The sequence below is a fragment of the [Phormidium] sp. LEGE 05292 genome (assembly GCF_015207735.1).
Classification (GTDB): Bacteria; Cyanobacteriota; Cyanobacteriia; order Cyanobacteriales; family Aerosakkonemataceae; genus Floridanema.
This window is the reverse complement of sequence record NZ_JADEWG010000109.1, coordinates 1-22,553: the sequence shown is the minus strand read 5'-3', so window position 1 is coordinate 22,553 and position 22,553 is coordinate 1. Positions and strand designations below refer to the sequence as shown.

Here is a 22,553-nt window from a genome sequence, read left to right as displayed (position 1 = left end):
GGTTTGGGGTGGGGTGAATTAAGCGCATCTTCATAGAGAATTGGTATAAGTTACAAAAATTACAATTTAAATGTCTGTCAACCTAGCCAAGTTTGTCTATCTTATCCTCAATTATCTTCATCTTAAAATGACAAAAAAGTACTAATGTAAAGGAAATATCAAGATTAGACAAAAATCATCAGTAAAATCGACAATGCTTATGCCAATGTGATATCGTTTAATGGAGAGCAATAAATATTAACACCTAGTGAACAAATATTTGTACTTAATTCAGGTAAAAAGCTCGAAACAAGTTAGTTAAAAAGCAAATTACTGGATGGTAAAAATGGGACAGTTTAGCCATTACATTCTCACTAAGTTCAATGTCAGAAATTTCCCAGACCTTAGACCAGGTTGTGACCCAGCTTGGCTCGAAAAGAGATTTAAATTATTCGACCAATATTGTTTCCCATCCGTTTCCAGTCAATCCAACCAAAACTTTCAATGGTTGGTTTTTTTTGATGTAGATACACCTGAAGCATTCAAACAAAAGATTTCCGAATACGCTAACAAGTGGAAGAACTTCGTTCCGGTTTATTTAGATTGTCCATTTCCTTATGGTCAATTTACTGATGAAGTAAGAGCAGTCGTTCGCAACTACATTCCAGCCGACTGCGAATACCTGATCACAACCTGGCTAGATAATGATGATGCGATCCACAAAGATTATGTCCAGATGATTCAGGACAATTTCAATCAGCAAGAATCTGAGACAGTGAACTTCTTTTTTGGCTATCAACTCGCGGAAGGGAAGCTTTACTTTGATTTTGAACTGGCGAGTCACTTCATTAGTTTGATTGAAAAATACAATCCTGATTCATTCAACACTGTCCATTGTAGACCACACAAAGAATTATATGAAGTGTGTAAATCTGCTAAGAAAGTATTCTGTAAACCAGCTTGGATAGAAGTGGTTCACGGTTCTAATTATATGAATGTTTATCGCAGAGGATTTCGCGTTCCAACAGAAAATATTTTGGAGAATTTTTCCATCAAAGCCGAAGCACCGAAAGATGGCGAACAAACCATTCCATTTCTACTAGAACAAGCAAAAATCTCGGTTTTCTTTCCTTATTACTTCTTGAGAAAAGTGTTTCTCAGAATCAAACATAAGCAACTCGATGAGATAGTAATGAGTCGCTTCGCAGTAAAAAGTTATTAATGGTGACTGGGGATGAGAGGCAACTGGGGATGACAGGCAAGATGCCTATCCTACGGGACTGGGGAAAAATTTCCCCCATGAGGAATGACAAATAACTAATGACAAATGGGAAAATTATGAAAATTCTGATTACAGGTGGAGCAGGTTTTATTGGCAAGTGGCTGATTGAAAAGATGCCATCTAATGCTGAAGTTGTGATTGTGGATTCTCTGGATGAACAAGTTCATCGGAAGTCAAAGGATTTTGCACCTGAGTTATTAGCCCGTGCTAAATGTATCAAAGCAGATGTTCAAGATATCGCGGAATACAAAGAGGCGATCGAAGGAACGGATGTAGTACTTCACCTGGCGGCGCAAACTGGTACAGGTCAATCAATGTATGAAATCAGTAGGTATGTGCAACAGAATGCAAATGGGACTGCAAAGCTGTTAGAACTGATTTCCAGCCTAGAACATAAACCGCGCCGAATAGTAGTGTCCTCCAGTCGAGCAGTTTACGGGGATGGGGCTTACACTGATGGTAAATCGATTCTTTATTCCCAAGGGCGACGAGTAGAGGATTTGCAACAGGGGATTTGGGAAGTTTGCGGGGCTGATGGACAGCCGTTAAAACCTGTACCAATGCACGAAAGTCATCAGACTAAACCAACTTCTGTATATGGCTTGACTAAACTTTGGCAAGAACAATTACTGCAAGTTTACTGCGAAAGTCAGGGAATTGATTTAGTAACTTTGAGATTTCAAAATGTGTATGGGCCTAAGCAAGAATTGGGTAATCCTTACACGGGAATTATTGGTATCTTTACGAATGCGATCGTTCAGGGAAACCGTCTGGAACTTTTTGAAGATGGTATGGTGACACGAGATTTCGTGTTTGTGGGCGATATAGCTGATGCGGTACTCGAATGCGCCACCTACGAAAAACCTCTGAACGCGATCCTAAATGTGGGTAGCGGTGTAGCGGTAACTTTAGTAGAGGTTGTGGAAACGATCGCTGAGGTCATTGGCAAAAAAGCCGACTATACTATCTCTGGTCGGTTCCGAGTTGGAGATGTACGCCATGCGATCGCAGATATGGAACAGTACAAAACCACATTGGGACACTGGACACCCACATCCCTGAAAGAGGGAATTTCCCAATACTTAAAATGGTACTTGAATCAGGAACCTTTGGAACAAGCTACCCTAGAAGCATCCTTGCGCGAAATGGAGCAAAAGGGTTTGTTATTGACCAAAAAATAACTAGTAAATCATTTAGTAAATTTTCGATTTTAGATTTAATCCAAAATCGAAAATCTAAAATCGAAAATCTAAAATCTAGTGACTAATGGACATTTTACACCTGAGTACATCTGACATCGATAACGGAGGGGCGCGGGCTGCTTATCGGCTGCATGATGGTTTGCGATCGATCGGCTGCACCTCTAAAATGTTGGTGCACTCCAAATTCAGTTCCGATTCAACGGTAATAGTTGAGCGATCGCCACTTACCAAGTTAAGCCCTCCGATCTCAGGAATCCCATTAAGGCTGTATCCGAAACTTAACTCGCCAATGTTCTCGCCACAATGGTTTCCAGATGTCCTTGCCAAAAGAGTTAGGCAGTTCAATCCAGACATTGTTCATGTACACTGGGTTTGCAACGGCTATCTCCAAATAGAAACACTAGCTAAATTTAGCCAACCCTTAGTGATGACGCTGCATGATATGTGGCCTTTCACAGGAGGATGCCATTATACTCAAGAGTGCCAAAAATATCAGGACTCCTGTGGTGATTGTCCGCAGTTGCAGAGTGGGCGATCGTCAGACATATCCCGTTGGGTGTGGCAGCGGAAAGCTAAATCCTGGCAAAACGCTAACCTGACCATTGTGGCAACAACCTCATGGATGGCTGATTGTGCCCGTTCTAGCTCATTATTCAAAAATCGACGGATCGAAGTGATTCCTTTAGGTTTGGATACTGAGAAATACAAACCAATTAATCGGCAAATTGCTCGCCAATTATTGAATCTTCCCCAAGATAAACAAATAGTTCTCTTTGGTGCAATTACTTCTACTTCAGAACCGAGAAAAGGATTTCAACTCCTGATTCCAGCTTTGCAAAGACTTGCTGCGTCTGGTTGGGCCGATCGGATTGAACTTGTGGTTTTTGGTTCCTCTAAGCCGGAAAAAGCGATCGAATTAGCGTTTAACACTCATTATCTGGGGCGCTTTAATGACGATCTTTCCCTGGCATTGATATATTCAGCAGCAGATGTAATGGTCGTTCCATCAGTACAAGAAGCCTTCGGTCAAACTGCTTCCGAGGCTATTTCCTGTGGGACTCCGGTAGTGGCTTTTCATGGTACTGGATTGAAGGATATCGTTGACCATCAACAAAATGGCTATCTAGCGACTCCGTTTGCAGTGGATGATTTAGCAAAAGGAATTGCTTGGGTACTCGAAGATGGAGAACGTCTCCAAAAGTTACAGTTTCAGGCGAGGCAAAAAAGCTTGCGAGAATTCGCCAGTGATGTCCAAGCCAGCCGTTATCTCTCCCTGTACAAAGAAATTCAGGCAGAGATAACTGCGTGAGAAAGCTTGGTTAAAAGTTCCTAATGTGAGAAAATATGAACAATTAGGGGCATACGAGTTTAATTAAACTGGTTCACTTCACAAGCAGGAAAGAATCGATGAGGTATTTGTCACAGTTTCTATACGTTATCTCTGCTAAAAAAATTGAACTTATACTGCTACTAATTGCTTTTCTCGTAGTTTCACTCATGGATGCTCTAGGGATTGGATTAGTTGGGCCATTTATGGGCTTGGCAACGAATCCAGAACTGATCCATAAAAATATTTGGCTAGCAAACACTTATAAAACTCTAGGATTAAAAAGTAGCAATCAGTTTATTGGATTATTGGGACTAACAATCATCATCATCTTTTACTTAAAATCTTTTTTTTATTACCAAATTCAGCGATATGTATATCACTTTTGCTTTACGCAACAGGTGAAGCTACGTCTCAGACTACTGCATACATATCTGTTCTTACCATACACTTTTCATCTAAAAACTAACTCCGCTAATTTGATTCAAAATATTATTAAAGAAGCAGAAAATTTTAGCTATTCAGTGGCAATTCCGCTTTTAGGATCGGTGGCAAATCTTTTTGTTTTGGTAGTTCTGGTATTGTTACTGATGAAAACAGATTTGGTAGCTACCGTAACTGTAATCGGAATTCTATTAGGTACTTACCTGCCATTCCATTTATTCAGGCACAAAATTGTTCGTTGGGGTAAGGAAGGAGTTGACGCAAATACAGAAATGTTAAGGATTGCGAATCATGCGATCGGGGGACTGAAGGAAACACGAGTTATTGGATGTGAGGAGTTTTTTGAGAACCAATTGAGCAGTCAGGTAAATCGATTTGCCAGAGTTGCAACATTGTTTCACGTATTTCAAATATTGCCCAGAATCACGATCGAAGCTTTGTTAATCACTTTCGTTGTTGGTCTGGTTTCAGTTTCTCTATTGTTTGAGCAGCGATCGCAAAATTTGGTTTCGGTTTTGGGGATTTTTGCGATCGCTTCAATTCGTATCTTGCCCTCTGCTAGTCAATTCATGTCCAATATGGGTGTGCTGCGAAACTTTAAGCCGACTCTCGATCGACTTTACATGGACTTGAAAGAAATTGAAACGCCAGAAGCCGTTAATTATTTGAAAATATCTCAGGGTTTTATTCCCAGTAAAGAGGTGAAGTTTGAGCGTAAAAAATCCATCAAACCCATACCAATGTCCTTTACGCAAGAAATTGTTCTCAATAAAGTTAATTATGCTTATCCAGAAGCTGCTTCCAATTCCCTGACAGATATTTCCTTAACGCTTAACAAGGGAGAATCGATAGCATTAATTGGTAAGTCAGGCGCAGGAAAAACAACCCTGGTGGATGTTTTATTAGGGTTGTTAATTCCGCAGTCAGGCGATATTCAAGTTGATGGCTTATCGGTATATAATTCTTTGCGTTCCTGGCAGAATTTGATCGGTTACATTCCCCAAACGATCTTTCTTACAGATGACACGATCGAACGAAATATTGCCTTTGGTGTTACAGATGATAAAATCGATCAACAACGGTTGAATAACGCAATTCGATCGGCACAACTGACAGAATTAGTTGCTCAATTACCGGAAGGCGTGCAAACTATGGTCGGTGAACATGGGGTTCGTCTTTCGGGAGGACAGCGCCAAAGAATTGGTATTGCTCGTGCTTTGTATCATGAACGCGAGATTCTCGTTTTAGATGAGGCGACTTCTGCTCTGGATAACGAAACAGAAAACTTAATTAGCAAAGCCATTCAAGATTTAAGTGGTACGAAGACGATGATCATTATCGCGCACCGATTGACCACAGTTGAACATTGCGATCGCATTTACGAAATGCAAAAAGGCAGTATTATTAAGTGTGGCAGCTATCAAGAAGTCGTTTTGGCACAGAACGTCTAATTCTCGCAAGGTGCATTTTTTACCATTAAAAAAGGCAAATTATGGCAAATTGTGGAGGTTTTTAGATGAAATTAAATACTATTAAAAATATTTTTGTGGCTAAATATCAATCTTGGTTTCCATTGCTCCTTTATGCCACCGCTGTTTTCCTGACCATAGTTCTGCCAATTATACTTTGGCCGTTAAACCTATCATTTGTATCCAAAACTTATGATGGTAGTGTTCCGGGTATGGTAGATACCGAGCCTTTTGAAATATTTGGTCTACTAAGTTCTGTTTTATTAATTACTGTTAGCTGGCAAAGATTAAAAGTAAAGAAAAGATTAAATTTAAATAGTTTTATCCTGATCGTTTTGCCACTACTGGTTAACCTAAATCTTCTTTGGTTATTAATTGAAACATCATATCTCAAAGGTAGCGATTACCTTTGTTACGAGAATGCAGCCCGAGCAATTTTAAACGGACTAAATCCTTATCTAGCAGAGCCAAAATGTTATCTGTATCCACCCTTGCCAGCACAAGTGCTTGCCTTTTTATACCAACTAGTTAATTCAACTCATTTGCTGCCACGAGGAGATACACTAAAGACTTGGAATACAGTTTTCTACTTATATCAATGTGGTCAGTTTTTCCAAATTATCTTGGCATATTATTTAACCTACCACCTCGCTCGCAGGATGGGTGTAAAAAATATTTTAGCGGCCTTGATTGTATCAGTATTATTTCTGTTTAACGAGCCGCTCTTTAGAACGATAAAATTCGATCAGATTAATGTATGGATCTTAAATAGTTTCCTACTGGCACTGCTTTTACTCCGCTCTCGTCCCTTTGTCAGCGGGTTAGCTGTCGCTTTGGGCGCACACATCAAGCTGTATACCCTGGCTCTATTACTTCCCTGGAGTTTTATCAAGAGGCGACGTGCTATTTTGGGAGTAATAGTAGGATTTGTGGCAATTCTACTGATTCAGACTGATTGGGGGCAAGACTGGACGTTGTGGCAGCAATTTCTGAGCTATTTCCAAAACCCCGAAAAACCGAGTAACTACCGAAACAGTAGTATACATAGCTTTGTTTTCAATCTATTTAAGATACCTGCAACATTAACACATCACTCTTTTTTCAATTTGGTTCCTGCGATCGTAGCTGCGATCAACCTTTTAATTCTTGTTTGGTTTGTTGTCAGGATTATCAAGAGAGAGAAAGGCTACAAGGAGCTTAAGAAAGATAGTGTTTCTCTGAACAGACAACTACCGAATGATTTGTTTATACTGTATGGGCATTCGATCGATGCGATCGCCCTTGGTCTGCTGATTTCACCTTCGGTCTGGGAGCATCACTATGTAATAGCGATTCCCATTGCTCTATGGGCGATTGTAACTGGTCGGTGGGAGCGACGCAAGTTAGCTGGAGTTGGTACATTCTTGATTTTTTGCTTACCAACTTTTGACATTTTTCCTTTAGGCCATTGTCGGATGGTTGGACTGTTAATTCTGATCTATGTAACATCTCCCAAATTTGTTCAGCAATACTTTCTCCGGGAACAGAAGAGAAAGATTAGTGAGTTAGAGGTTAGTTGACTAAAGTTTCAGATCTTGGCTCACCATTTTGGAAGTGACTCATACAATAGATTTAGTCACTGTTAAGTGCTGCACTTAAACAGTAGTGCTGTCCACATATCTGCCGGATCTGAGTAGTAGTCGATCGCTTCCACCCGATAGCGAATCCCCTGGTTGGTAAGTAAAATATAATCTCTAGGTTTGATGCCTTTACCATAGCCTGTCATCTGCACTCTTGTCCCATCAATCTCTTCAATCTCATAATTAACACTCTCGATCTCTTTAGTGAAATTATGAGTTCTCGGCTTAGACGAAGATGGCAAGACTTGAGCAAAAAGTCTATCGAAAAAATCCAAGTCTGCGAGTTTAGGTTCTGGGTTGCTTAACATAATCATTCTAGATGTCCTTAAGGTAAATATTATTAGAGATCGCAGAAATAAGTTAGTAAACTTAGTAAGCCTTAACAGTTGAGAATAAAAAGTTCCATTTCTCAATACCTCTACTGAGACTTGGCTCCAGAGGCAGCAACTGCTGTTTTTCGTGACCAGGTTCAACTTGGAAGAGCTGGGAGGTTCTACCTATCCAGCTGCCAGATCTGAACACCCAAAAGGTACGAAGAAACGTCCACAATAGAGGAAAGAAATACAGTCAACAAGAGTTTGAGCAAATGTATTTCTTGAAAGTCTACTAAAAGTTAACGTTAGAACTAAATTAACCAAGCTTTATCAAGAAATTATCTATCCTGTGAGAGAGACTAGTGCAGCACAGCAGAAATAACCCATCAGTTCTTTCTCCCCATCCCCCCATTCCCCCAACTTTACTGTGGAACTGGTGGGAAATTTATGCCCAGATGTAATAACTCAAGTTGTTTCCTAATTTAGGGAAACTTTTCCTGCTTACAGGTGGTCAGTTTTACAGGAGAACACCACCAGTCCTTTGACTGCCTGTATTCAAACTATATCATCAATAAATTTAGGAAGCTTCAGGGTCTTTACGCTGTAAGCTTACTGAGAGTACGCATTACTTTAATATGAGAACTCTTCAAAGGAATTTTATAAACCAGCGAAATTTATGAATTTTGCATAAAGATAGTGAGTGGCATCTAGTATTTTCACATAGGTATCCCATAACATTTTATTTAACAGCTCATAAAGAGTTTTACAAAATCACGTAAGTAAAGCTGCTACCCTTTCAACTTACCAATACGGAAAATACGAAATAAATATATGACACAAGTAATGACACGAGTAATGACACAAGTAAATCCTCCATCCCAACGCATTATCGGCTTTCCAGTTACAGCCGTACCCTTCGAGTCCCAGATGGCTGTGATATTAGAATGGGCAAAGCAAGGTTTAAGTAAATCAGTTTGTATTGCCAACGTCCACATGCTGGTGGAAGCTTATCGCAACTCTAGTTTTGCTACAGTATTGCAACAGGCAGATTTAGTAACTCCAGATGGAATGCCTTTAGTTTGGATGCTTAGGTTGTTGGGAGTCCGTCAACAAGACCGGGTAGCTGGTTTAGATGTTTTGCACGCACTATGTAAGCAAGCAACAAAGGCTGGAGTCAAAGTATTTTTCCTGGGTTCCCAATCAGTAATTCTTGATAAAATGCGTCAGCGATTGAATCAAGAATTTCCTGACCTGGAGATTGCTGGAATGGAACCCTTACCATTTCGCCCCATGACTCAGGCAGAAGACGAAGCCCTGGTAGAAATGTTGAACGAAAGTGGTGCGGGAATCGTATTTGTGTCTTTGGGTTGCCCGAAGCAGGAAGTTTGGATGGCTAACCATAAAAACCGAGTAAATGCGGTAATGATTGGATTGGGCGGTGCTTTTCCTGTTTATGCTGGACTTCACAAACGTGCTCCTGGCATTGTGCGATCGGCTGGCTTTGAATGGCTCTATCGTTTATTACAAGAACCACAAAGGCTTTGGGGACGCTACAGCAGCACAATCCCAGTCTTCATTTGGTTAGCCTGCAAGCAGTTATTGACAGCGCAACGTCAGCAACTCCAAGACTATCATGATGCAACAATTTAGAAGTTTAGAGCCTGTCCAGAAGCACAAGGGGTGCAATAATATTTGGCTCTAACTTCTATAGGATATGAAAAAACTAGGTTGATCTTTAGCAATCAAACTGTGTGCTATAGCAGAAGGCAGAAGGCTTCCGTGAGCGTCAGCCGAACGGTAGAAGGCAGAAGGCAGAAGGCAAAAACTTAAAAATAAGGGTTCTGGCTCTTCATCTTGTCTTAACCGCTTTGGCAGTTGCTATACATAATTAACAATTCTGCTCTTAAGTCTGAGACTTTGCCAAATCTAACACAAATTTCTGTTAAGAAGAACTTGAAAAAAATAGATAGATGTTAGATTTTCTCCGGTCTATTTTTTTGTTGAGCGTCGTTACTATCCATTCAGAGAGAAAATATTAATAGTTTTTGGTTCCTCGCTACTCTCAAAGCTAAATTTGTTATCAACTCGCCAGACTGTTCTAATTATCAAATTTCTCTCAGATTTTTTGTTTTAGGAATCTATGTGTTTTACATTTTCTTAACTCACATATTCTTCTCCGTTAACAGTAATTTTTGGCTGACGCTTTCCCAAATGATGCTGGGTTGAAGTCTCGATTTTGAATTTTTGGTTGCTATAATTAGTCCGCTCGCTCCAACTCTGACTTTAAAAAATGAAGGTTTTGAGAAGCTTTATAGATTGTCATCAAACTGAAATCAGTACTTAGAACAAATTTTGGCAATATCAAAAGCTTTGATATTGCCAAAATTTGTTTTTTAGCATTTGCTCATTGCTACTACAAATGCGAACAAAACCAATGGAAATAACTTTACAGGTAAGTGCATTACACCGAAATGAGTAGGGTGGTCATTGCTTAAAAGTCTCTTTTTATAACGAGAATAAAACTCTTGGTAGGCAATAACCATCTTAAGACAACACAGAAAGAATATTTTTATTGGTCAAAATAGCAATGTATGTAAATATTCGGTAAATATTCGGCTCCAGGGGTAGATCCAATGAACCATGACGAGTCTAAAATAGTTATTGGCGATCGCACTTTGATTAGTTCTTGTTTTATTGCTCTGAATCTACGGAGGATAACTACTATAATCGTAAGTTGGTGCTTTGTCAACTCTTTTTCTGCTATTTTATGGTCACGTAAATTTGATTATTGACAACAATTGCTTAATTAACCGACAGGTAATAATCATTCCAGTCAATTATGGTTTTAAAGGCCGACATATCTCCTTTAAAGAACAAACCCAATCAAGAGGAGAGTTACAACCCGATATCATGTCTGGCATTGCTACGGGTGTAACGATCGGTAATAGTTGCGTGATTGGAGCAGGAGCAGTTATCGCCAAAAGTATTAAATCTTACTCAATTGTTGTCTGAGTTCCCACCAAGACTATAACTAAACAAGAGTAAAACTCTGATTTCTAATGACTCAAAAAATTCTCTCCTGTTCGGTAATTGCTAGGTATTATTTTTAGGCAGTTGATAAATGGATGCAAGCATAAAGTTTAACTTTCAATCAATCAGATATACCATCCCCAAATGGCTGAAGCAGCACCAGATAGATTCATCAATTGCTGTGATTCTTGCCATTGGGTTGGCAATTTCCAGCTACTTGAGTGCTCAACGAATTCCCGAGCCAATTATCACGGATTTCTATGCTCAGGATGTGTGGTTTGGTAGTGACATTCCTACTGTTTTTGGGAATATTACCAGTCTTGAGAGTGATTTTGGACGTAACAATAAACACCCCTTATTTCCGCTGATAGTATTTCCGCTGGTCTTCGGATTGGGAAAAATACTTCACCTGGAACCTGTTGCGGCGGCAAGACTAGTAACTGCCTTTTTTGCGGGTGCATGGATTGCCGCACTTTATGTTTTATTCCGGTTAATGCGCTGTCCGCGATTAGATGCTAGCATCTTCAGCTTGTTAGGAGGAGTTAGTTCTGCTGCGGTTTTTTGGTTTGTGGTACCGGAGTCCTTTCCCTCTGGTTCACTTTCACTATTGTTACCTTTGATTCTGCTGCCTTTAGCGGAAATTCAGAAAGTATCTCCGATTTGGTATGTAATACTTAGCGCATTTTCAGTAAGTATTACAATCACAAACTGGATGTCGGGACTTCTGACAACATTCGTCAGCTTTCGCTGGAAAAAAGCGGCTCAAATCACGCTAATAACTTTTGCGATCGTAAATGTGCTTTGGATTCTGCAAAGAATACTCTTTACTAACACTGGTTATTCCTTTGCACCAAAGACGTTTATAGGTGAAAAGAAATTCATGTCGGCACCAGAATCCGACAGTGTTTTATCGGCTATTAGTTCCTTTTTTTATCAAACGATCGTCATGCCTGCGATCGAAATTCAAGACTCACCAATTCGACCAGATTGGGTGAAGTTGGCAACTAACACTTTAACTCCTGGATCAGGTGGAATTTGGGGAACAGTGGCAGCAATATCCTGGACGGGACTGTTAATTATTGGGATTTGGAGTTTCTTCACCACAAAAAAACAGCCGAAATTAAGGATCGTTCTGGGACTAATAATTATCGGACAACTGCTAATTCATAGCGTTTATGGAGCCAGAGAAACCTTTATTTATGCCCTGCATTTCGCCCCATTATTACTGATTTTGGTGGCATTTACTTCCTTAACTCGTCTGCGTTTGTTGGGCTTAGTTCTGGCAGGGTTGGTTGTAGTCAGTGCGGGAATTAATAATCGATCGCAATACAACCAAGTTACAGCCACCTTACAAACATACGGCACTCCCCAACAGCAAGTAGAGCAACAAATGCAGCTACGTCCCAGAGATCCTTGGCTCCGCAATGTCGGACATATCGTGCTGGGAACTCCTGGTAGCCGCGCCGAAGATAAAGCTTACTATGAACCAGGGGGCAGCTTTAGCCCAGTAGCAGGCAGCTTTGGGGTTTCGATTTGGGTGCTGGATAAAAATGGCAACCTGAAAGCCACCAGCGACAATATTCCTCTAGATAAAATTAAGCAACAATTTACTAATCTGCCTGACAAGCAGACACCAGGAATTTTTACATCAACAGAATACTATCAAGCTTACTGGTCAGCCTCAAAACCAGGAACTTGGGAGTTAAACTTGAAAACTCCTGCTAATTTAACAACTCGACCTGTATTGGTAATTCGCAGTGTTGGGCCTGCTGGCGGTGCGATCGACTCATTAAATTGGGACGGTCAACGGTTGTCGATCAATAATCGTTGGTCTGTGAAGCTCAGTCAAACCCCAGCTAAGGTACATTTGGGTAGTGAAACTTCACCGGGCTGGATCTCACAATCATCTACTGTCAAGCAATGGGAAGATGAGCGCGGTTGGGGCTATGCACGGCTGGAACTAACTCCAGGGGACACCAGGATTGAATTAGCCAACTTTACTACGGAGCCGACTAACCTGAGTGCGACCAAAATCGCGCCGGGAATGGTTTTGGAATTACCGGATCGTCGATTTGTGGAAACCGTTAACGCCCAAGTTGCTCATTTAATGATGGGGCTGGTGGGAAATCGTACCACTCCTAGCGATCCACTAAACTATCCATTGCCACGTTTCCAAGATGGTGCTTACCAGATCGTTGCTCTGGCTCGTGCTGGACAATTAGATGTAGCGAAGCAGCTGTTGGGCTATTTTGCAGAAACCGATTTTGTCGATGGTATTCAACGGAAAGCTGATGTTCCGGCTTTGGGAATCTGGGCATTGGCAGAGGTTGCCGAACAGTTGAATCAGCCAGAGTACGATCGCTTTTTGTGGCCTCACATTCAGCGTAAGGCCCAGTTGATTATGGATATGCTCACCTCAAATAGACCGGGCTACCCAGTGGTTGAGAAATCAAAGGCTCCTTTTTCGGAAAACCCAGATTTTCTAAAGGTGGATTTGGTTGCAGGTAAAATGGACAATCAACCGGATCTGATTACCCTCGACCCATCGGCAAGTATGATGAGCTATCGGGCTTTGCTGGATGCTGCAAGTGTAGCCGATCGGGTTGGTCAAAGTGCGATCGCTAAACGCTGGCGTTCGGAAGCAGGGAAATTACAAACAGCTTGGGAAGAATCATTTAAATTCGTCTTCGCTGGAACTCCTGAAACTTACACTACCAGTTTGTGGCCTAGTGGAATTGGGTCTTCCAATCGGGAAGTTTTGACTCAAGAACTGGAACGGCGCTGGAATGAATCCCACGATTCTAAAGGATTGTTGCGTCAACCTGTAACACCATTTCTCAATTTGGCAGAAACTCACCAATGGCTGTTGTTGGGTAAGAGCGATCGGGTATGGAATAATCTGCAATGGTTATGGCAAAATCAAGCTTCCCCTGGTTTATATACTTGGTGGGGAGACAACAATCAGATTGGTGAGCTACCCAAGCATTTCTCCCAATGGCACCGTTATCGCGGTTGGATTAATCCTGCCAACGCTACACCACATTACGGAAGTGCTGCCCAAATGCTGCTGTTGCAATTGGATATGTTGGCTTATGTCGAACGATCGAAGACTGAACCTATCTTAGTCATTGGTGCTGGAATTCCCAAAACATGGCTTAACCAAGCCATCAGCGTTAAAGGATTACAAGTAGGCGGAAATTTGGTTAATTGGACTTGGGATGGTAAACAAATCAACGTGGAGATGAAAGGGAAAAAAATGAATGTTCGGCTGGGATCGGCTTTCCCTGCCAATACACCCGTGAATTCGATCGCGCCGCAAAAAACATCATAACTTTAATAATTAAATAGGCTCTCCTGATATACTTGAGTAAGCCGGAGCAAGGAATTAATAATCAATGTTTTAATTCTCTAAAATCCCGGAGTTTTGTAGTAAAAGCTGCATTTGTTACCAAAAATATCAGGAGAGCTATTTTTAGGTATCTACCTAAATTCAATTTGAGTTTAAAGGGAAAATGTCGATGTCGGATCAACCTAAAGATAAAGAGTAACTTTTTTTGTTCAGAATATTACTTGGGGTTAAAATTCAAAGATTAGACAAACTACAACTCCTAAGTAAGTTTCTTGTTGTTTACAAACAGAAAATCAACTGATGAAATCTCCTTATTTAGCAGCACTTAGACCCCGCCAGTGGACAAAAAATCTTATTGTTTTTGCTGCCCCTCTGTTTGCTTTCAGTATCACTCTAGAAACGATATTGGGGAGTTTGCTGGCATTTGTACTATTCTGTGCAGCGTCTAGTAGTTTTTACTTACTCAATGACATTGTAGATGTAGAATCTGACCGAAAGCATCCAGTCAAATGTAAACGTCCGATCGCTTCGGGAGCAGTAAGTATTCCTGTCGCGATCGCAATGGCAGTAATTTTGTTGGGTGGAGCAGTGATTATTGGTTGGTGGCGATCGCGCTGGTTAGGTGCAACCATAATTAGCTATGCTCTACTACAAGTCGCCTACAACTTAAAGTTAAAACGAACTGTAATTTTGGATGTAGTCGCGATCGCAATGGGATTTGTCTTCCGAGCTTACGCAGGTGGCGCTGCTACAAGAATTCCTCTATCTCCCTGGTTCTTGCTTTGTACTGGGATGCTAGCTTTATTTTTGGGCGTGGAAAAGCGCAAAGCAGAATTAAGATTGATAAAAATCAGTGGTGGTAAAACCAGGGCAGTTCTGAGACGCTACTCTTTTGGCTTACTTGAACGCATGGAGAGCGTTGTCACTACTGGAGCTATCCTAACTTATGCCCTTTGGAGTTCAGGCCCACAAGTTGGTGGCGCTTCCACTCCCTGGATGATGGTAACATTGCCCTTTGTGATGTATGGCATTTTTCGCTATCAACTCCTGAGCGATCCTGAAGAAATTTCTCGCCGAAATGAAGCAGGACATCACGGTGAACTAGGTGGTCAAAGCGAAAGACCTGAAGAAGTATTATTAAAAGATCGGCCAATTCTATTAACTGTTGTTGGTTGGGTGCTGACAACAGCTGCTATTCTCTGGTTTAAAACTAATGGAATCATCATCAGATAAGTTGTTTTTCTATTCACCAAGGAGTTGAGTATAAAAGTGGGAAAGTACTATTTTCCAAAAACAGATTATCGGTTAGCGACGATAAAAATTGAATTACTAGAAGCCTCTGGAATCAAAGGTGTGTTATTAGATTTAGACAACACAATTGTTTCCGAGGACGATCGCTATTTATCCCCTGGTGCTGAAGCTTGGATTGAGCAAGCAAAATTAGCAGGATTCAAGTTTTATATTCTCTCTAATGGTAAGCGTCGCTACCGAGTAAAATATTGGTCTTATCGTTTGGATATACCAGCGATTAATCCAGCCAAAAAACCATTTCCTTTTGCATTCCGTAAAGCGATAAAAGCCATGAAACTTAGACCAAAACAAGTAGTTGTGATTGGTGATAGTCGTCATACAGACGTTCTAGGAGCATGGCTTGTCGGTTGTCCTAGCATTCAAGTTGCCACACTTCCCCATCCTTTTCGTTGGTGGGAAAAGCTATTCGGAAAAAGAGTACAAACACCTTATCCTATCGAGCACGAACTGGAACATTTTGATGTTAATTCCTATAAAACTTGATTTTACCAAATCAACGTTATGATAGTTTCTCAGACTAATGAACAAGGAAATTTAGTATGCAAAGTAACTTGGTATTTTTTATTTTAATCCTGATCTCAGTTGCTTTAAACACTTTGGCACAAACGCTACTGAAGCTAGGCGCTGGACAAAATCCTCTGAATTTATTTTTATTTGGCGGTCTAGCTGCTTACGGATTAAGTACAATATTTTATATTTTGGTTTTAGGTAAGTTGAATTTATCTGTTGCCTATCCAGTTGTGATTGGATTAACTGTTTTGGCAACTACAATGTCAGGAGCGATCGTTTTGGGTGAGAAAGTTTCTTCTGTGGGATGGATCGGAGTGGGATTAATGATTAGTGGAATTTTTGCGATCGCCTTTGGCAAAGTTAGCTGAACGACATAAGTTATTTGGTAGAAAAAAAGCTCTGCGGAATCTTTGACATTGTTGAATGAACAAACTAAGTAGGGCTTGCTGAATAAGTCTGTTGGTAAGGGTAGAGACACGGCATAATTAACTTTATCTGTTTGTCCAAAATATTTATGATGCCGTGTCCCTACACAACTTACTCAATTAAGACTTGCTGAATACGTTGCGATCGTTCTTACTTTACGGTCTACAGAAGGTTTTTCAATCAGTCCAAAAACTTTAAGATATTTTTCGCCAGCAGTTTCTATTCCAAACTGATTAAGCCATTGGGCATCAATTGATTTTGGATTACCAGCTAAAACTTGTAAAATTCCATCTGCAAGAGCTTCACTATCTCCCACAGGTGTTAGGTAGCCATATTTTCCACCTGAGAGAATTTCCGCAGGGCCACTTTCACAATCGGTTGATACTACTGGTATTCCCAATGCCATTGCTTCGATTAAAACATTACCTAATCCTTCCCAAGCAGAAGACAACACAAACACAGACGATCGCGCCATGTACATATAAGGATTATTGACGTGCCCCGGCAGATCAACCACGTCCTCTAACCCCAATTCCTGAATCAGTGCTTCTAGCTTTGGACGGTCTGGGCCCCAACCGAGAATTACTAGTCGGCATGGTTTATGCTGTTGTACCTTGGCAAAGGCTCGAATCAACGTCGGGAAATCTTTTTGCTTTTCTAATTTGCCCACACCCAAAATTACAGGTAATTCCCCAGGTGCAAACCAAGGATGATCCAATGGTTCTTGGGCTTTGACAAATATCTGTGGATGAATCACAGGGTTGTAAATTGTCTCAATCTTCTCTAAAGGCAAAGAAGCCGTCTGTGCTAGGTCTTTAGCAACACCGTGAGAAACTGCCAAAATTGCGTCTGCAAAAGGATACAAAAATTTGGTAAACAGAGGAGCTAACCGATCTTTGAGCTTACTACTATTTTTGGCAGTTCTGGACAACTGGTTATGTTCACAAACAATTATTCGAGTTGGAACTCTGGCGATTAATCGAGCCAGGATTGCCACTTCGTTAGCATAATGGTCTGCTGCCAACAGCACCTCTGGACGCTCCTGAAGCAAATACTGAACTAGCTTGGGAAGACTCTTGAACAAACCGGAAGACTTCAAATCAATGATGCGGGTTTCCGAAGGCATTTGCCACAGATGGGGACTGTCCGCGTCAATTAACACCAAGTCAATCTGCACACCCATGTTAACTAAGTAATGAGAAAGTAAGGCTGTCACTCTCTCAATTCCTCCCCCGCCAAAATTTCCCAGGAATAACGCAATACGAGGCTTGGTAGTAGTCATTTTCTCTATTACCTTATCACCCTTAAATTTTATTTAAGGAAAATTTTATAATTTTCCTCTTAACAATTCTACACTTTACATATCTTTAAAATTATATCTTTAGGATGATTTTTTTTATGTAACATTAATTACTTTACAAAAATCTGATTGATGTGTAAAAAGCTGCACAAAGTTTTATTAATTGTATTCAGTAAAGAGCAACTGAAGTTTGAGAATTTTGACTAAAATTACTTGGTACTGATTCACTTCTTCTGGCTCAGTGAGTATTTTAAAACACAAGGATATCCGTACCTTTAGACCGGAGAGTACGAAAATTCGTCTAGTCTTCACAAAAACTACCTTAAGTATGGATTTACTTTAAGATTTAACAAAGTGTAGCCTTACCGACTTTTTATTTTGTACCCCTAGCAGGCAAGATTAAGATTAGCTACTGTAGACTGTCCTATTCGCGGAAGCTCTTCGGGGCATCCCAATTTGGTAAGGGCGAACGCGAGTGCGTGCCGTAGGCATCAGCATTCCGGCAGTAAATCTGTGTTTGTAATCAATAGTTTATCTAACAGTTTCTTCCACTAATATCAGCAAATTAGTTCTTATGAAAGAGATTCGTATTGCTTGGCTACTGCCAGTAGCTTGGTTTTACTGGCAACCAGCCTTAAGTGAATTTACCAAGTTATTTCCCGAAACAACCGTGTTTACTGGATTGTTTCCGGGATTTGCCAAGGGGGTGGAAGGATCGCTTCGGGTGGAAGTGGTTGGGCAGTTTCGAGTAATTGAACTGACGCGGGATGAAAGCAGTTACGGTGATAACTTCACCTACCTGTCGCCAGGAATCATTGGTCATTTACTGCGGCTGCGACCCCAAGTGATTTTTTCCAGTTCCTTTGGGATATGGACAGTAATTGCGCTCCTGCTCAAGCCTTTGTTTTGGTGGCGAGTGGTCATCGCTTACGAAGGCAGTTCCCCTGGTGTAGATTATCGCAATTCAGCAATTCGCTTACTTGTGCGACGATTGATGGTCAAAATGGCGGATGCTTGTATTACCAATAGTCGGGCGGGTGCTACTTATTTAACTGAGATTTTACGAGCTGCTTCGGATCGGGTTTTTGTGCAACCTTACGAAATTCCAGATGAGAAAACGCTCCCTGGCGATTCGGGATCGTCGGAAACTGTGTTTTCTGGGCTACAAAGACCGATTTTTTTGTTTGTGGGACATCTGATTCCTCGGAAGGGATTGCCAACATTGTTGAAAGCTTGTGCAATTTTGCAGGAACGAGGTTACGAAAATTACACTTTGGTAGCGGTAGGTGATGGAGAGCAACGAAAGGATTTAGAAGCATTTTGTCAAGAGCATCAGTTGATTGATCGCATCGAGTGGGCAGGAAGAATAAGCTACGACAAGATCGGTAGCTACTTTAAAAATGCAGATGTGTTTACCTTTCCCACTCATGAAGATACTTGGGGCGTAGTAACACTCGAAGCCATGCTACTTGGTAAACCGATTCTTTGTTCTAAGGGTGCAGGGACATCCGAATTGGTGATCGACGGCGAGAATGGTTATGTATTTACCCCAAATGCAGCTGAAGAATTAGCCGATCTGATGCAAAATTTTCTGGATAATCCTGGTTTAATCGGAAAAATGGGAGAGCGATCTAAACAAATTATGGCTCAGTATACTCCAGTTGCCGCTGCTAAATGTCTGGCTCAAGTAACCGAATTAGTCATGGGAAAAGAAATGAAACTAACAAAGGTAGCAGAAGCAAAAGAGGAAAATAAAAAGACAAAATTATGGTAGGGGCGGGTTTAGTAAACAACCCCTGCTACTCACAGACAATCTCTGGGCAAAACCCGCCCGTACATAGTTATCACTTAATTATGAAGACACCCAAAATTTCCTTACTGACCCATGATATTGAAGGTGGGACATTCACTAACCTCTGTACAGATTTAGTCCGAGGATTTTCCGAACTTGGGGTTGAATCTCAAATAGTGGTTCTGGATGCTACTGATGCGGAGTTAGCTTGTTACCCAGAGTATCCCATAGTCAAGCTAAACGTGAAGCGAACTACATTTTCTGTCCCAGCAACAGTTCGTTATCTGCGTGAATATCAACCAGATGTGCTACTGCCGATGCCTTGGTATTTTAATGTTGTGGGAGTTCTGTCAAGATGCTTGTCTGGTGTGAAGACAAAAGTAATTTTGGGAGAGCATAATATTATTAGTCTGGAAGCTGAGGTGGAACATCGGGATAAACCACATCTGCGGTTTCTGCCAGTTCTAATGCGCTATACCTATCCCCATAGCGATGGGTTAATAGGTGTTTGCAAGGATACAATTACTGATTTAGAGGAAACTCTAAAAATAGAGGCGAATATTCCCAAGCGAGTGATTTTCAACCCGATCAATTTGGAACGGATCGAACCACTCTCCCAGGAAGCGATCGATCATCCCTGGTTTCAAAATAAAGATCTTCCTATAATTGTCACCGCTGCCCGTCTTGCCAAGCAAAAACAGATAGATTGCTTATTACAAGCATTTGCTCAGATAGTAAAAGTCACGCCAGCAAGATTAGTGATTCTGGGGGAAGGGCCTTTGCGAGGCGAACTAGAGTCTTTGTGTCAAGAACTCAACATTACAGATTCAGTTTGGTTTCCAGGCTTCGATCCCAATCCTTACCGCTATATGGCAGCTAGTGATGTATTTGTTTTAGCATCAGCTTGGGAAGGTTGCCCGATCGCTCTTCAGGAAGCAATGGCTTGTGGGACGGCATCTGTGGTGACAGATGCTCCAGGTGGCATGAAGGACATTGTAGAGTATGGCAAATATGGTGTGCTGGTGAAAGCGGGCGATCCAGATGCTCTGGCTACGGGAATTTTACAGCTTCTCACCCAACCTGAGTTAAAGCAACATTACCGGGAAATGGCAAAAGTGCGATCGCAGGATTTTCATTACCTAAACGCCAGTAAGCAGTATCTCGACTTTTGCCAATCTGTTTTAGCATCCGCTTCCGAAAATCAGGAGAAACAATGAAGGTTTTGTTATCAGCTTACGCTTGTGAACCAGGGCGGGGAACAGAGTTGGGCGTTGGTTGGAATACGGTGCGAGAAGCTGCCCGTTATCATGAAGTCTGGGTGCTGACTCGCCCGGATGATGGACGAGAAGCGATCGAAGCCGAACTCGCCCGCAATCCTGTTCCAAATCTACACTTTGTTTACTTCACCTTACCGATTTGGGGCAGTGGTTGGAAATGGGGACAGGGAGCTTTTCAAATCCACTATTACCTGTGGCAAATTCAGGCGTACTTTGTGGCTCGGAAGTTGCACCGGGAAATCGGTTTTGATCTTCTCCACCACGTCACCTTCGTTAGATATTCTACCCCTAGCTTTATTGCCTTGCTACCTATTCCGTTTGTTTGGGGTCCCGTTGGCGGTGGAGAATCTGCTCCCGTTGCATTCTGGAAAGATTTTAGCTTGCGTGGTAAGGTTTACGAGTTGCTTCGCAAGTTTTCTCACTTTACAGGTGAGTGCGATCCGTTTACTTGGATTACGGCGCGTCGAAGTGCGATCGCCCGTGCTACCACTGAAGAAACTGCTTTACGCTTGCGAAAGTTGGGTGCTAAAAATGTGCAGGTCTATTCTCAAGTTGGGCTACTACCGGAAGAAATTGCAGAACTAGAAAAATATCCAATTCACGAACAGCGATCGTCAATCCGATTTATCAGTATCGGTCGTTTCCTTCATTGGAAAGGTTTTTATTTAGGAATCAAGGCATTTGCTAAAGCTAACTTACCCGACGCGGAATACTGGCTGTTAGGAGATGGCCCAGAACGAGGAAATCTGGAGAAACTGATCCAAGAATTAGGTATTACTCATCAAGTAAAATTCTGGAGTGAATTACCACGCAACAAAGCCTTTGATTTACTCGGTGAGTGTGATGTTTTAGTTCATCCCAGTCTGCATGATTCTGGTGGATTTGTCTGCTTGGAAGCAATGGCAGCCGGAAGACCTGTAATTTGCTTAGATCTGGGTGGCCCAGGTGTACAAGTGACAGAGGAAACTGGTTTTAAAATTTCCGCAACAAATGACCCTGAACAATCTATTTCTGATCTCGCCGTAGCAATGGTGAAACTTGCTAAAGAACCCAATTTGCGGGTGAAAATGGGGAAAGCGGGACGACAAATAGTAAGAGATTTTTATAACTGGCAAGCTAAGGGAGCGGAACTGGATCAGCTTTACGAAAAGATTGTTAGTCAACAAAATTAAAGTTAATACCCAAAAAAATAGGGTGGTTTCCTCCACCCTTACTTAGCAAAACTAGCAATAAGGCCCAATTAATTCCTGTTCTGCTTCTAGCATTTTGACTAGGTGGCGATCGCCACTTTTTCTTGCTACCTGTAATCTATGTTCCAAACGACGGCAGATATTGCGATAGTGAGTTTCTTCTACTTGTTCATCGAATTTTTGTGGATGCTTCAGAGAATCCGATCCAACTTTTGAATCAACTCTATCTGCTGCTGGTGCTGCATAGCAAGCTTCTGCTGTAGCGCGAGGATTTGCACAGTAGCTAACGCCTCTATATTTCAAGTGAGGTGTTGCCTGCGGCACTGGAATATGTCTGGGATATTTATAATTCCAAGCTTGACCCCGGTACATACCGCCAATTTCACCTTCAGTCATTTCGAGGCTAGGTAAGTCTTTTTCATATTTAACACCGCGATAACTGAATTCCATAAATTGGGCCTCCATTTAAAAAGTTATATCAATCGGGGTTATATAAAATCACGATCCTTCGGGATCGCTTGCTTATCTACAATAACGCTTTCTTCGGTGTTTTTGCTGTGATCGTCACCACAAAAAATAACAATTTTTGTAAATTTCTGTATCATAGACTACTATTTTTGGGTTTCTCAGCCAAAAGTTAGATTTCCCTGACTTATTTCATCTATCTTTAGATTCCTCTTGTTGGATGAGAATTTGGATCGGAACGTCGTGGGGAGGTGGGGAGGTGGGGGG

General features: G+C 41.4%; 17 protein-coding genes. 14 read left to right on the top strand and 3 right to left on the bottom strand.

Features of this window, described 5'->3' with window-relative positions; all coding sequences use genetic code 11:
• Nucleotides 1-325 precede the first annotated feature (325 nt).
• The 5 genes from IQ264_RS23570 to IQ264_RS23550 all read left to right on the top strand — a co-directional run bounded on the left by IQ264_RS23570 (nt 326) and on the right by IQ264_RS23550 (nt 7,262).
• Entirely contained in the window at nt 326-1,201 is an 876-nt protein-coding gene (locus tag IQ264_RS23570; protein ID WP_193983456.1) for a glycosyltransferase, read from the top strand.
• A gap of 116 nt (nt 1,202-1,317) precedes the next feature.
• A complete protein-coding gene (locus IQ264_RS23565) occupies nt 1,318-2,442 on the top strand; it encodes an NAD-dependent epimerase/dehydratase family protein (protein WP_193983454.1) in 1,125 nt (374 codons plus the stop codon).
• An 85-nt stretch (nt 2,443-2,527) separates the two neighbouring features.
• A complete protein-coding gene (locus IQ264_RS23560; protein ID WP_193983452.1) occupies nt 2,528-3,772 on the top strand; it encodes a glycosyltransferase family 4 protein in 1,245 nt (414 codons plus the stop codon).
• Between the two features lie 188 nt (nt 3,773-3,960).
• A complete protein-coding gene (locus IQ264_RS23555; protein WP_322744795.1) occupies nt 3,961-5,685 on the top strand; it encodes an ABC transporter ATP-binding protein/permease in 1,725 nt (574 codons plus the stop codon).
• Between the two features lie 65 nt (nt 5,686-5,750).
• On the top strand, nt 5,751-7,262 hold the full coding sequence (locus tag IQ264_RS23550; RefSeq protein WP_193983447.1) for a glycosyltransferase family 87 protein: 1,512 nt from the start codon (nt 5,751-5,753) through the stop codon (nt 7,260-7,262).
• Nucleotides 7,263-7,324: 62 nt separating this feature from the next.
• On the opposite strand, the gene IQ264_RS23545 is transcribed toward IQ264_RS23550, so the two are convergent.
• Nucleotides 7,325-7,636, bottom strand: coding sequence for a hypothetical protein (locus IQ264_RS23545; protein WP_193983445.1), 312 nt, complete (start codon nt 7,634-7,636; stop codon nt 7,325-7,327).
• Nucleotides 7,637-8,467: 831 nt separating this feature from the next.
• Here IQ264_RS23545 and IQ264_RS23540 point away from each other — a divergent pair.
• From IQ264_RS23540 to IQ264_RS23515, 6 genes are all read left to right on the top strand, one after another.
• A complete protein-coding gene (locus IQ264_RS23540) occupies nt 8,468-9,286 on the top strand; it encodes a WecB/TagA/CpsF family glycosyltransferase (RefSeq protein WP_228061760.1) in 819 nt (272 codons plus the stop codon).
• 1,092 nt (nt 9,287-10,378) lie between these two features.
• The gene (locus IQ264_RS23535) at nt 10,379-10,648 is read left to right on the top strand and encodes a hypothetical protein (protein ID WP_193983443.1); all 270 of its coding nucleotides are present in this window, start codon (nt 10,379-10,381) and stop codon (nt 10,646-10,648) included.
• Between the two features lie 109 nt (nt 10,649-10,757).
• On the top strand, nt 10,758-13,997 hold the full coding sequence (locus IQ264_RS23530; protein ID WP_193983441.1) for a hypothetical protein: 3,240 nt from the start codon (nt 10,758-10,760) through the stop codon (nt 13,995-13,997).
• A gap of 318 nt (nt 13,998-14,315) precedes the next feature.
• A complete protein-coding gene (locus IQ264_RS23525; protein WP_193983439.1) occupies nt 14,316-15,248 on the top strand; it encodes a decaprenyl-phosphate phosphoribosyltransferase in 933 nt (310 codons plus the stop codon).
• A gap of 36 nt (nt 15,249-15,284) precedes the next feature.
• Nucleotides 15,285-15,809 carry a YqeG family HAD IIIA-type phosphatase gene (locus IQ264_RS23520; protein WP_322744794.1) on the top strand — a complete coding sequence of 175 codons (525 nt, stop codon included), beginning with the start codon at nt 15,285-15,287 and terminating at the stop codon, nt 15,807-15,809.
• A gap of 56 nt (nt 15,810-15,865) precedes the next feature.
• On the top strand, nt 15,866-16,204 hold the full coding sequence (locus tag IQ264_RS23515) for an SMR family transporter (protein WP_193983434.1): 339 nt from the start codon (nt 15,866-15,868) through the stop codon (nt 16,202-16,204).
• A 173-nt stretch (nt 16,205-16,377) separates the two neighbouring features.
• On the opposite strand, the gene IQ264_RS23510 is transcribed toward IQ264_RS23515, so the two are convergent.
• Nucleotides 16,378-17,544 (bottom strand): glycosyltransferase, encoded by a 1,167-nt coding sequence (locus tag IQ264_RS23510; RefSeq protein ID WP_193983432.1) that lies wholly within the window; start codon nt 17,542-17,544, stop codon nt 16,378-16,380.
• A 592-nt stretch (nt 17,545-18,136) separates the two neighbouring features.
• Here IQ264_RS23510 and IQ264_RS23505 point away from each other — a divergent pair.
• The 3 genes from IQ264_RS23505 (at nt 18,137) to IQ264_RS23495 (ending at nt 21,803) form a co-directional block, all read left to right on the top strand.
• Nucleotides 18,137-19,336: a glycosyltransferase family 4 protein gene (locus IQ264_RS23505; RefSeq protein ID WP_193983430.1), complete on the top strand. Its 1,200-nt coding sequence runs from the start codon at nt 18,137-18,139 to the stop codon at nt 19,334-19,336.
• An 80-nt stretch (nt 19,337-19,416) separates the two neighbouring features.
• A complete protein-coding gene (locus IQ264_RS23500) occupies nt 19,417-20,571 on the top strand; it encodes a glycosyltransferase (RefSeq protein WP_193983428.1) in 1,155 nt (384 codons plus the stop codon).
• Nucleotides 20,568-21,803: a glycosyltransferase family 4 protein gene (locus IQ264_RS23495; protein WP_193983426.1), complete on the top strand. Its 1,236-nt coding sequence runs from the start codon at nt 20,568-20,570 to the stop codon at nt 21,801-21,803. Before IQ264_RS23500 ends, IQ264_RS23495 begins: the two co-directional genes overlap by 4 nt.
• A gap of 51 nt (nt 21,804-21,854) precedes the next feature.
• Here IQ264_RS23495 and IQ264_RS23490 read toward each other — a convergent pair whose 3' ends face one another.
• On the bottom strand, nt 21,855-22,271 hold the full coding sequence (locus IQ264_RS23490; protein WP_193983424.1) for a DUF4278 domain-containing protein: 417 nt from the start codon (nt 22,269-22,271) through the stop codon (nt 21,855-21,857).
• Between the last annotated feature and the right edge of the window lie 282 nt (nt 22,272-22,553).